Source organism: Microcoleus sp. Pol7_B2 (assembly GCF_036701035.1).
Classification (GTDB): Bacteria; Cyanobacteriota; Cyanobacteriia; order Cyanobacteriales; family Microcoleaceae; genus Microcoleus.
On the sequence record NZ_JAUBQB010000037.1, the window covers coordinates 48,618 to 61,879 of the forward strand.

The window sequence follows — 13,262 nt, forward strand, 5'->3', positions numbered from 1 at the left end:
CGCTAAACTCAACTTGGCCCAAAACTGCCATCAATCTAAAATCTAAAATCTAAAATCTAAAATCAAAATGACTGTCCAGCTAAGCGACATTGAAACTCAACTAGAAACCCTCGGTCAAGAGTCCAAAAGTGCGATCGCCACTGCCAATACCCTCGAACAACTCGAACAGTTGCGCGTCGGCTACCTCGGCAAAAAAGGCCAACTCTCTCAAATTTTAGGCATGATGGGCAAACTGTCGCCAGACCAGCGACCCAAAGTAGGTGCGATCGCCAATACAGTCAAAGAAGCCCTGCAAGCCGATTTAGAAGACAAGCGCGCCGCCCTCCAAACCGCCCAAATCCAAGCCAAACTCGCCTCAGAAACCATCGATGTCACCATGCCGGGGATTTTTCGCCCCCAAGGCCGGATTCACCCCTTAAACGCCGTCATAGACCGCGCTCTCGATATCTTTGTCGGTCTCGGCTACACTGTCGCCAACGGCCCGGAAATGGAAACAGATTATTACAACTTCGAGGCGCTGAACACACCGCCAGACCACCCAGCGCGGGATATGCAAGATACATTTTACCTACCAGGCGGAGACTTGCTGCGGACTCAGACATCCTCAGTGCAAATTCGCTACATGGAACAGCACAAACCGCCGATTCGGATTGTCTCTCCCGGTCGCGTTTACCGCCGCGATACTGTTGATGCTACTCACGCCGCAGTTTTCCACCAAATTGAACTTTTAGCAATTGATGAAGGTCTGACATTTACTGACTTGAAAGGCACAATTCAAGAGTTTTTGCGGCAAATGTTCGGGCAAGATTTGCCGATTCGTTTCCGCACCAGTTACTTTCCGTTTACGGAACCTTCTGCCGAAGTTGATTTGCAGTGGAACGGCAAATGGCTGGAAGTTTTGGGCTGCGGAACGGTCGATCCGAATGTTCTTAAAGGAGTCGGTTTAGATCCAGAAAAATATACTGGGTTTGCGGCCGGTTTTGGTGTCGAGCGGTTCGCAATGGTACTTTATGAAATCGACGACATTCGCCGGGTTTATGCTAGCGATTTGCGCTTTTTGCGACAATTTTAAACAAGGGCTTGGGGTCGCTTACACGAGCCGTCTAGAGGTCTTGGTCAATGTACATCAATCTTTCAGTTTGAAGTAAGTAAGTACAAATAAACATTACTTGGGGAGAGGGCGGGTTCTGCAACGATCGACTCGCCCTTACTGTAGATAAGCCCTAAAGCCGCCCCTACAAGCCCCTGCAAGATATTATTGTTTTTTTGCGCTTACCTACTTATTTATTGTCTACTTGCCAAAAACACCCTTGATGCTGTCAACAGCGCTCTCGACAGCATTCTTGGTGTTATCAACTGCTTTCTGAGTCCGAGCTGAATCTTCCGATGCTCTTTTCTCAATTGTGGCCGCATCTTTCTTAGCTTTGCGCTCTACTACACTACCATCCTCCGATGAGCGATCGACTTTAGCAGCATTTGTCTTGGCAGTTTCCTTAACCTTCTCTTCTGTATCTCGGATGAAGTTCTTGGCTCGTCCAGCATCTTTGCTGGCTTTTTCTTGAACCGCATCGCCCGCATCTGTTTCTGCTGCCATCGAGTTTACAGCAGGAGAAGCCATTGCTGCGGTGTTCGAGAAGAACGCACCAGACCAGACGAAGGCCATCGCACAGACGCAAAGCACAGTTGCAGCCATCAAGCGCCCTAAAGTCGAAAGTCGTTTCGTAAAATAATTCAGTTTCATAGAATACAGAAGAAGATATGACACTCTATTTTTACTCGATCGGAACGATCGGCGTAACCGTTCTCTAGATAGAGGTTATCCAGCGACGAGCGGTTAAAAAAGTTCCCTCTTTTGATAGATTCAAGCCAGGACTGTCAGTCAATGGTAGATTTTAGAGTTGAGAGTTGAGATTTGAGATTTGAGATTTGACTCTACAAGCGTAATTGGGACTCTTGAACTTTGATGGATAGATTGTAGATTTTAGATTAAAGATTAAACACTTCCTATCAAATCTGTTAGGAGAAGAATTCTTCCTATATCTCTGCTCTGCATCTGCGTGAATCAGCGTCAATCCCTTGTCATCTGCGGTTAATAAATTGTCTTTTTTTAACCGCCGATGAGGGCAGATAAACACAGATAAACACAGATGAATTATATCAATTCCTGTTGCACCGGAATTATTGTTGACTGTTGACTGTTGACGGGCGGGTCGAAAAACTGAATGGTTGAGGGTTAACTGTTGACTCTATTTTATTATTCCGATGCAACCGGAAACGATATCACAGAGTGACCATCGCTTTGGACTACATACATATTTTGCGGCTCATCTACTTATTTAGGAATAGGTTGTTCCCGAAATTGTGCGTGGGATATCAACATATAATACTTATCATGACTAATCACAATTTAGTAAAAAAGTCAATACCGTTTCATCAATTCCTTTTAGTTTCAAAGGCTTATATTTAACAATGCGATTTTCCTCAACATAATCTGCAACCGCCGCCGAAATTAGCACCGTGTTTGGTTCCGTGACCTCTTGCAAGCGGGCGGCAATATTCACGCTCGGCCCGATCGCAGTATAATCCGATCGATCGGGGCCGCCAAACATCCCCACCACCGCAGTACCCTGGTGAATTCCGCAGCGAAACCGCACCGGAGGCACCCCATTTTCCCCCACAATTCCCTGCTCCAACCAGCCCTTATTAAGCTCCTTGAGAGATAGCACCATTTGCCTTGCAGCAGCGATAGCGCGGCGTACTTGCTCGTTAGGCGTTAGTTCCTCCGGCGCGCCAAAGAAAGCCATTACCGCATCTCCAACAAACTTGTCCACCGTACCGCCACTGTCAAAAATAGCCTTAGTCATTGCCGCCAAATATTCATTCAACAGCTCAGCTACCCGGCGCGAGCGCAGCGTATTTGCCATTTGAGTAAAACCGACAATATCGCTAAACAGAATAGTAATCAATCGCGGTTCCGGGCGCAAATCCAATGCCAAATCTCCAGCCGCAGCGGCCTTCACCATCGCCGGCGGTAAAAATCGGCGCAGCACCGACTCAGTTAAATAACTGTTCAACTGCTGCACTCGGCGCTCGTTTTGTTTGAGGGCGATCAAATTCCGCACTTCCGCCAACAATTCTCGATCGTTAAAAGGCTTGGACAAATAAGCATCCGCACCCCGTTCTACTCCTTCAATTCGAGTATCTTCGTCGGCTTTAGCAGTCAGCAAAATTGCCGGAGTTCCCTGCAATTCCTCATCCTCTCGAATCATCTTAATCAAATCCAAACCCGAGACCAAAGGCATCATCAAATCCGTTATAATTAAATTAGGACGGCGTTTTTTAGCCACGGCAAATCCTTCTTCTCCGTTGCGGGCGAGCAAAACTGCAAAACCGGAATCTCGCAGAATAGCCGACACATAAAAGCGTAAATCGGGATTGTCGTCAACCACCAAAACCGTTCCCACTGCTGTTTCAGATCTGATCGGCTCGAGCGCCTCAAAGTTATGATTTTCTGCCTCATTTTCCGACAAATCTGCCTCCACATCTGCCAGTTCCACCGCAGCTTTGGATGAGTGAAACTCTGCTGGTATTTCTAGTACCTGTTCCGGGGGCAAGTGAGTCGAACCGAAGTGCAGCCAAACGGTAAAAGTAGTACCTTCCCCGTAAACTGACTCAACTGAAACTTGACCGCCGTGGAGTTCGACCAATTCTTTGACAAGTGCCAAACCTAAACCGCTGCCTTCGTAGGAACGGCTAGCAGAACCTTCGGCTTGGTGAAAGCGCTCGAATAAATAGGGAATTTGTTCGGTGCGAATGCCGATACCGGTGTCTTTTACTTGCAACAAGCAGTGAGCGCCAGCCGATTCAACTTTCAGGGTGATTGTTCCGCCTTCTGGGGTGAATTTAACAGCATTTGATAGCAGGTTGTAAATAACTTTGTCAAATCTTTCCAGATCCAAATAAAGTAAAGGACATTCTTGCAGTTGGGTAATTAAGTGCAGTCCTTTTTTCTCACAGTAGGCGCGGAACGACTCTGCGGTAGAGTAACAGAAACCGACTAAATCGCAGGGGCGGAAACTCGGCTGCATCCGTCCGGCATCGAGCCGCTGCAAGTCCAGCAGTTGATTTACCAAGCGCAGGAGGCGGCGGGAATTACGCAAAGCGATTACGGCTTGTTCGTAGGGCAAGTCTTCTTGGCGCCTGCAAGCTGATTCTAGAGGGCCGATAGTTAGAGTTAGAGGGGTGCGGAACTCGTGGGAGATATTTTGGAAAAATTCGGTTTTGAGCCGATCGGCTTCCAGAAGCCGTTCTGCCTGCTGTCTGGTAGTCTGGTAGAGGCGCGACTGCTGCACGGCTAGAGCCGCTTGAGTTGCGACTATTTGAGCCAGGTCAATATCTGAGATGTTCCAGCGGCGGATGCTGCGATTTTGGCGCAGGGAAATGCTGCCGATGATTTTGCCTTCTGAGAGTAAGGGAACGACTAACAGGGCGCGGGCTGGCGATCGAACTTGGAGTTCTGTAACATTTAACTCGGGGTGTTCCTCGAGATCTTCGATCGCCACCGGCTCTTTTGATACCATAACTTGCAGCAACACCGGATTGCCCCGAATCGGCACCAAAGACTGTGGCAAAGAAGGATGGGCAAAAACCCAGGCGCGAGTGTTAGCAGCAGCATCGCCCGAAGCCGTCTCGTAGCCCAGAGGGTTCGCAACTACCTCTGGATCAATAAAACCCTGTTCTACAGCCACGGTATCTCTATTTGTGTCGTATAGCCCCACGCATTGGACGTATTCATCATCTTCTGTCCACAGAGATAGGGCGCAGCCGTCAACTTGCAAAGCTTGGCCGAGTTGTTGAGTAATGGCTGCAAAAATATTTTGAGGATCGAGACTCGATCGAATTGCCGTAGTAATAGTATTGACTAAGGCCTCGCGCTTGGCCAGCGCCCGCACCTGTTCGTAAGCCCGGGCTTGAGAAAGCGCCAAAGCCGCTTGGTCTGCCACCGTAATTACCAACTGTACCTCGTGGTCTTGCCACTGGCGCCGTCGATCAAACTGGTGCAGCGCCAAGACTGCCATCAGTTCGATTTTGTAAAACAGCGGTACGATCAAGCTTGATCGAATATTCGCAGCTTCGTAAGCCTGCTGTCGTTGTTGATTATCCGAGTTTAAAACTCGATCGTCAGTTTGAGCATCTTGAATCACTTCCACATCCAAAGTTTCCCAAACCAAATCCGGCAGCAAATCCGGGGAGAGTTCGGCAGCAGAAGCATCTCTGGGCATCGCTTCCTCATCGCCCCCCAACCCTTGAGTTTCTGCCTTCTGGTAAACGAACCACTCATCGGCAACTCGGCCGTCTTGGAACGGCCGCAGCAGACAGCAACTCACCTCAAACATCTGCCCGACAGTTTCCACAATTCTTTGCAGCATTTGCTGGTAATTGGGAGCCGAGCGGATAGTATTGGTAACGGCATAAAGCAGCGATTCTTGGCTCAAAGCACGGCGCAGTTCATTGGTGCGCGTTTTCAGAAGATTGTGAGTCTCAACAGCTTGACTGACAAGATTTATCAGCTCTTGAGCATCCCAAGGCTTGGTAACGTATTTGAATACTTTGCCAGCGTTAATAGCTTCCACTAAATCTTCAACATCCGTATAGCCAGTTAAAATAATTCGGATCACGTCGGGGTACTGAGCCGCCGTCAAGCTGAGAAACTCCGTACCGCTCATTTTTGGCATTCGCTGGTCGGAGATAATCACCGCAACTTCTCCCTCTTTTGCCAAAATTTCGAGAGCAGCGGGACCAGATTCGGCTCTGAGCACTTTGTAGTCTCGATGAAAGGTGCGGTAAAGCAAGTCGAGGTTATCCGGTTCGTCATCGACGATCAGAATTTTTAGCTTAGGATTTTCTTGGGAATTCATGCACCGTTCTCCTGTGCCCCGGGGCTGTTCGATTTAATAAGTCTGATTAAAGGAAGAATTCGCCGATTTAAATTGCTGAAGTCATACCATTTTCGATTTTCGATTTTCGATTGCGAATGACTGATGACATAAGGATTGGGATTTTGCCTAGAGTGCCATTATTTTGGGAAAATGGTATCACAATAATTCGTGGATATGAAGTTGTTGTGAGTGTGCGAGGCAAGCATCAACCTTGATTTTTGATGTCTGGGTTTTCAATTCGGAATTCTTCTGAGCCACAGTTATCTGTCGTGCACCCCAATTTTATTATTTAATGATATTCATATAAACTCGTCTCCCGATAAGTTTTTTTTACCCCTTACCTTTATGCAGCAATAGAGCAAACACAAATCTGGCCATTTTAACTGCCGTCTGGATATCTCAGAATACATAGGAATAACCGTCCTGATTGTGAGTTGATTTGCCAAATTTATGTTTGCTCCTAGCTCCTGGGAATATTGTATTTGGTATGTGAAAGCTGCCCGCAGCAAGATACAATAGACAACCAACATCTTCGCCTGTGTTTTTTTCCCACAAGTAACAGCAACTTTAACAGTCAGCCAAGGATAACGACCACCATCGGGCCCTGAGCCCCTGACTGATATTGGGGGGTGGCTGACAGACCACAGAGGTGTCTGTGGGAGTGACGCAATTGCTGTACCATTTTAGTTAGACTTGCACTTTTTTCCCCGATCTCGGCATTTTTTGTGCGTCCTGCAGACCTTCGACAAGCCAATTACTGCGGCGAAACACCGCAAGCTCGAGCATCCATCTGTTAATCTTAGCTAGGGATGTACTCTGTGGAAACCGATCAGTCGATTTTAGATTTTAGATTTTAGATTTTAGATTTACTCCACAGATGAATCGGGGAGCTTGAACTAGGGTCTAAAATTTTGAGCTGTCCCCGACGAGTGTCGGTGGCTTGTATCGGTTTTTGGGCAGGGCCAATCAGCTCGATCGAGGTTTTGAAGGTCTCGCTCGCGCGCAGCAGAGTATCGAACCGACGGGGAAAACCCCTGCAGACTGTTTCCAGGCATCCAAATTTAAATTGGACGTTGGAAAAGTACCCAGTAGCTCAACAGGTAAGACCGGTTCGATGGGGGACGGGCGATGGATAGCCCAGAACTGCTGAAAGCTGGGGTGCCAAGCCGGGGGGGCGGCGGGGAACATCCGACGCGCGATCGTGCCCGGTGTTAGTATGGTCAGTCGTTGAGTTTTTCAACTACCGCTTGACGGATAAATTATATTCGATCGGGTATTTCCGTAAGCAGAGAGCGGTAGGATGCCGCGAACCTGACGTTAAAACCTTTGTGATTGTTTTTAATACCTTGCCCGCTAAGCTGTCGCGCATTTAATTTGTAAGCTACTGTTTACTTAAACTCTTGTGATGCCGGCCCAAAGCCAGGGATCAAGCTTCAATTTAAAGGTCAAATAGCTTATCCACAAATCTAGTATTAGGGGATGAGTTTTATTTTGTCATAACTAGAGTATTAAATGCTAATAATTTTCCATTTACCTCAAATGATACTTAAAGTCAAGAAAAAAAATGTAATTTAATCGGGTAATAAACTATGCCTATAAGTTACGTTATAAGATCAGTATAACATCAGTGAATTTTCTAAGAGGGTAGCTTAGAAACCCGCGTAAAAAAATTACTATAGTGGCCTGGCATTGTGAATCCTTCATTTTTTTCCTCACCATCTCACCAACAACAACCTCCCGGACTTTCTGGTTTTTCTATCCGGGTGGCTGCGCCCAACGACTTAACGCAGCTAGCTGATATTTTAGCCATGAGCTTTCACTCCCGCGAGGGGTTTGTAGAATGGGTGTATCCAGTGTTGCGTTTGGGCATTTACGAAGATTTAAAAAATCGACTGCGTTCTAAGGCAGAACATTACATTTGTCTGGTTGCTGAGCTAGTCTCGCGCGAGGAGGGAACGCAGAATTATCGATCGCACCGATATCAGCGCATAACAGGAACAGTAGAAATGGCTCTGCGTTCTCGCTTTCCTTGGCAAAGCCCTAATTCTGACTATCCTTATTTGTCGAATTTAGCCGTTCACCCGGAGTATCGGCGGCAGGGGGTTGCTCAACAATTGCTCAGCCACTGCGAGGAGACAGCCAAAGAATGGGGATTTTCTGAGATTTACCTCCACGTTCTGGAAAATAATCACGCGGCGCGACAGTTATACTATCAGGCCGGCTATCGCTTGCAACAGGTGGATTGGAATTGGACTGGTTGGCTGTTCGGCCAGCCGCGCCGCCTATTTTTACGCAAGCAGATTTCGCTATCCTAAGCTAAGTATTTGAATTGATTATGGGGAATTGGGGCTTCACCAAGAAAAAGGAAAAAATAGCTATCCGTGTATCTCTTCTTTCCTTCTATTGTGAATCTATGGAATGGGAATGGGGAATTAGTGATGAATTTTAGTTTGCTCTTAAGCCCGATCGCACAACACACTAAAATTATATCATGTCCGCTAGTACAACCATAGTAAAATAGCTAAGTATACCCTTTGTAAAAAGCATCTATCTGACCAATGCCAAAACGTATTAGCATTGAACCACATCTATCGTTACCAGAACTAGAACAGCGTTACCGTCAAGCAAAACACCCGGTTGAAAGAAGTCATTACCAAATTATCTGGTTACTAGCATCTGGCAGAAGTAGCCGAGAGGTTTCACAAATAACAGGTTATAGTCTCAGTTGGATTTATGAACTAGTCTGGGGGTATAACCGCATTGGTCCAAAATCACTTGGAGATAAAAGGCATGAACATCCAGGTGCCGATACACTTTTGAATGATGTACAACAAGCACAACTATGGCAAACGCTACAATCACATCCAACTGTTGGTGGGCTTTGGAACGGACAGAAAGTTGCAAATTGGATGAGTGAATTATTAGGACAGAAAGTTAGTAGACAACGAGGTTGGGAGTATTTGAAGGCAATGAGACTACGTTTGAGAGTACCTCGACCCTCTCATCAGGAAGCAGACTTTACAGAGCAGGAAGAATGGAAAAAAAAACTAGCAAAAACGGTGACTCAAGTTCAAGAAAAGTACCCCGACGCCGAGGTAGAAGTTTGGACAATGGATGAACATAGAGTCGGGCTTAAACCAATAATTAGAAGGATGTGGGTAGATGAATGGACAGTACCCGTAGCAAAAGTTAATTGGCGATTTAAATGGTTATGGTTATATGGTTTTGTTCATCCGCAGTCTGGAGAAACATATTGGTGGATTCTACCCTTTGTAAATACCCAATTTTTTAATCAAGTTTTGGTTGATTTTGCTCAACATTTTAACATCGGGGAAAATAAGCAAGTTGTACTAGCTTTGGAGCGAGCAGGGTGGCATACTGCCGGGAAACTTGAAGTCCCAAAAGGTATTCACATTGTTGAGATGCCATCTCACTCTCCAGAACTTCAACCAGCAGAAAGACTTTGGCCACTTACAAATGAGCCTCTTGCTAATCGAACATTTGAAAATCTTGATGAATTAGAAGAGGTTTTATTTGATCGCTGCAAACAATTACTCCAACAGCAAGATTTAATTCGGGGTTTAACAAACTTTCACTGGTGGCCTCAAGTTCCAGTTTCGGCTTAATTATGGGTAAGTACCCGGACATGATATTAGTGGGTAGTAAACACTTGAGCTACCAACCATTCTGTACCTTGGAACACCTGAAAAAACCCATACAAAGTTATATAAACTCCGGTAGCGTCGTCGGGCGTAAAAACAGTCAAAAATTACGGATTATTCAACAGGAATTAATATAATTAATCTGCGTTAATCTGTGTTTATCAGCGGTAAAAAAATATATTTTATTCACCGCATATGACAATAGATCGACCATGATTCATGCCGATAAAGATAATAGATTGATGACTAATCTAGCTCCTAACATATTTGATATTATACCAAATCCAGCTTGAATACACCTTTATTTTTTAGCATTTTAGAGAGGAACAAAAGGCAACTGTAAGAGTGATGTCAATGGCCTAGCGCTACCAAGTTTCTAACCCGGATTGAGTATTGTGAGGAACGCCACAGCAGATCAGAACTTCTGTGGCGTTTTGTTCGTCAGAACAGGAGACTTTCGCCGCCAATTCTAGAGTTCAGAGAGATTTGGTAGGAAATCCGAGGAGCCGATCGCCCCGTTAACCCCAACCAGATTCGCTAAAACCCGATCGGTTCCTGCTACTCGCAGCAACGTACCGTTCGGAGTGGCGCTAAATTGCAACTGCTGGAAACTCAGGCTGTCGCTCAAAACCAACTTATCGACGCCTACCTCGAAGTTAATGACAGTATCAGTGCCGCCATCAGCACTCAACACATATCGATCGCTCCCCATACCTCCAATTAAAGTATCCTCGCCCAAGTCCCCAAACAGCCAGTCATCTCCAGCGCCCCCATTGAGAAGGTCGTTATCTTTACCCCCAATCAGAGTATCGCTGCCAGCATCTCCGTTGATAGTATCTTGGCCTTCGTTGCCGTAGAGCAAGTCATCGCCCTCACCGCCGTTGATGCAGTCTTGCTGGTCGTTTGCGCCCACCGAGAAAGCCCGGTTATCAGCACGATCGCCATAGATGGTATCGTTGTCCTCGCCACCGCAGAGTTCATCGCTGCCGTCACCCCCGTAAATCAAGTCGTCGCCCTGATCTCCGTGTATGAGGTCGTTAGCTTTGCCGGCGTAAATCAAGTCGTTGTCTTGACCACCACTGATGGTATCGTCACCCTCATCGCCGAACAGCACATCAGCACCGATGCCACCAAAGAGCAAGTCTTGGCCGCCAACATCTTTAGCTCGACTTCGAGCACCGCCGTACATGGTGTCGTCGCCGCTGTCCCCGACAAGGGTATCTGAGCCGAGTTCGCCCCAAATCAGGTCATTATCTTTGCCACCCCAAACACAATCATTGCCTTTACCTGCTTGCACGGTATCATTACCGTGGCCGCCGCCGATGATGTCGTTGCCGCTGTCGGCAAAGATTAAGTCTTGTTCGCCGAGATCCCCGATGGACTGGGAACTGCCACTGTCGCCGAGCAGAGTATCGGCTCCTTCGCCGCCGTAGAGAGTATCGGAGCCTAATTGACCGTAGATGATGTCATTGCCTTTACCTCCGTAAGCGCGATCGTTATCTTTGCCTCCAACCAGCGTATCGTTGTCTTGTTGGCCGTTGAGGAAGTCGTTACCGAAGCCTCCGTACAGCAAGTCGCGTCCCTCGGAGTCGGTGGCCCTTTGGTCGCGGATGCCCCCAAACAAGCTGTCGGAGCCGATGCCACCAAACAACGTATCGGAGCCGAGTTCGCCCCAAATTCGGTCATTTTCTTTACCTCCAAGGGCAATATCGTCACCTTTGCCGGTATGGATGGTATCGTCGCCCTCGTTGCCGTTAATGAGGTCTGCACCCTCGCCTCCGAAAATCAAATCGCGAGCATCGTCAGGACTCTGGGAGTTGTTCTGCCCGGTGTCTCCGAGAATCGTATCCGCACCTCGATCTCCAAACAGGGTGTCAGAGCCTAAGTCGCCGGCAATCCAGTCATTCTGTTTGCCTGCAAATACGATATCGTTGCCCTCGTCTCCGTAAGCAATATCGGTGTCAAGGCCCGCAAAAATCGTGTCATTGTCTTCGTTGCCGTAAATTTCGTCCGCGCCCTCTTCACCTAAAAGCAGGTCGTTGCCTTCAAAACCGACAATTTTTTGGTTGCCTTTGGTGTCTACGATCAAGTCATCGCCGTCGGTTCCTTTGGTGGTTTGTCCCTCGGAAAATTGTGAAATAGGCCGGACAAATCCAACTGCGGGTGGTTGCTGCGGGGGCGCAAAGTTAATTCCCGGTTTTTCAATAATGGGAGAACATTGACAGTCGGTATCTGTTTCCCGGAGCGGATTTGAGATACCGGGCGCGGGTGTTGGTGTGGGTGTAGGTATGAGTGGGGGAACAGTTCCAACTGGCCTCAAGATAGCAGCAACAGTAGCGCTAGCGGGGCTGACTTTGCCGAGGTTGTCGGTGGCGATGTAGCTGAAAGTTGCTCCGTTAAAGTCAACTGTGGCTACGAAAAATAGTTGTCCTATTTCTGCCGGAGTCAAAACTTGACCGGCTGTCACGGGTACGTCGCCGTTGACTGAAGCTGATAAGAACAGGACTCCTTGGTTGGCTGGGGGGACGCTGGTGATGGTGTAAGAGACGATCGACCCATCGGGGTCACTTCCTCCCAATCCCAACACCTGCACGATGCCGTTAGTCGGAACCGTGAAGTTAACATTGTTAATCGAAGGCGGTTGGTTGGAAGTCGGGGAGATAGCGGCAACTGTGGCAGTGGCGGGGCTGGTAGCGCCGCTGTTATCTGTGGCGCTGTAGCTGAAATTGGCACCGGTAAAGTCGCCGGTGGATTGGAAAAATAGTTGTCCTATTTGTTCCGGTTTCAAAACTTGACCTGGTGTCACGGCTACTCCGCCGTTGGCTGGATCTCCTAAAAACAGGATTCCTTGGGCCGCTGGCGGTAGGGTGTTGATGGTGTAAGAGGCGATCGACCCATCGGGGTCACTTCCTCCCAATCCCGGCACCCGCGCGCTGCTGTTGGGGTCTACCGTGAAATTAGCATTGTTGGTTACTGGCGGTAAGTTTAGGGGATTTGGTGTGGGAGTTGCTCCTGTGGAACCGAGAGTAGCGGTAGCCAGGGAACTGGTAGCGCCGTTGCTATCTGTGGCGCTGTAGCTGAAAGTTGCTCCGGTAAAGCTACCTGTGGATTGGAAAAATAGTTGTCCTAGCTGTTCCGGTGTCAGGACTTGACCTGGTGTGACTGGTACACCACCGTTGGCTGGATCTCCTAAAAACAGGACTCCTTGGGCCGCTGGCGGCAGGGTGTTGATGGTGTAAGAGGCGATCGACCCATCGGGGTCACTTTTTCCTAATCCCGGAATTTGCGCGGTGCTGTTGGGCTCTAGGGTGAGGTTAGTATTGTTGGCTGTTGGCGGTTCGTTGGGGGTCGGTGTGGGAGTTGGTGTGGGAGTTGGTGTTGCTGCTGGAATCGATATTGGTAATGGTGTGGGAGTGGGTGTTGGTACTGGTGCTGGAGTCGGCGGGGGTGTCGTTCCTGTTAAACCGAGATTCGCGTTAGCTGGGGGGCTAACTGCGCCGCTGTTATCTGTGGCGCTGTAGGTAAAATTGGCACCGGTAAAGCTACCTGTGGATTGGAAAAACAGTTGTCCTATTTGTTCCGGTGTCAGGACTTGACCTGGTGTCACGGGTACGCCGCCGTTGGCTGGATCTCCTAAAAACAGGATTCCTTGGGTTGCTGG

Annotated in this window: 6 protein-coding genes; 3 read left to right on the forward strand and 3 right to left on the reverse strand. The window is 48.0% G+C overall.

Annotated features, from left to right (window positions below; translation table 11 throughout):
• Positions 1-67: 67 nt before the first annotated feature.
• Positions 68-1,072 (forward strand): phenylalanine--tRNA ligase subunit alpha, encoded by a 1,005-nt coding sequence (pheS, locus tag QUA57_RS15535; RefSeq protein ID WP_333059417.1) that lies wholly within the window; start codon positions 68-70, stop codon positions 1,070-1,072.
• Positions 1,073-1,291: 219 nt separating this feature from the next.
• Here pheS and QUA57_RS15540 read toward each other — a convergent pair whose 3' ends face one another.
• Both QUA57_RS15540 and QUA57_RS15545 read right to left on the reverse strand, forming a co-directional pair.
• Positions 1,292-1,741, reverse strand: coding sequence for a hypothetical protein (locus QUA57_RS15540; protein WP_333059418.1), 450 nt, complete (start codon positions 1,739-1,741; stop codon positions 1,292-1,294).
• Between the two features lie 655 nt (positions 1,742-2,396).
• A complete protein-coding gene (locus tag QUA57_RS15545; protein ID WP_333059419.1) occupies positions 2,397-5,918 on the reverse strand; it encodes a response regulator in 3,522 nt (1,173 codons plus the stop codon).
• Positions 5,919-7,630: 1,712 nt separating this feature from the next.
• Between QUA57_RS15545 and QUA57_RS15550 the strand changes: the two genes are divergently transcribed.
• Positions 7,631-8,254, forward strand: coding sequence for a GNAT family N-acetyltransferase (locus tag QUA57_RS15550; RefSeq protein WP_333059420.1), 624 nt, complete (start codon positions 7,631-7,633; stop codon positions 8,252-8,254).
• A 243-nt stretch (positions 8,255-8,497) separates the two neighbouring features.
• The gene (locus QUA57_RS15555; RefSeq protein WP_333059421.1) at positions 8,498-9,565 is read left to right on the forward strand and encodes an IS630 family transposase; all 1,068 of its coding nucleotides are present in this window, start codon (positions 8,498-8,500) and stop codon (positions 9,563-9,565) included.
• Positions 9,566-10,070: 505 nt separating this feature from the next.
• On the opposite strand, the gene QUA57_RS15560 is transcribed toward QUA57_RS15555, so the two are convergent.
• On the reverse strand, positions 10,071-13,262 hold a 3,192-nt coding region (locus QUA57_RS15560), incomplete at its 5' end, for a calcium-binding protein (RefSeq protein ID WP_333251186.1).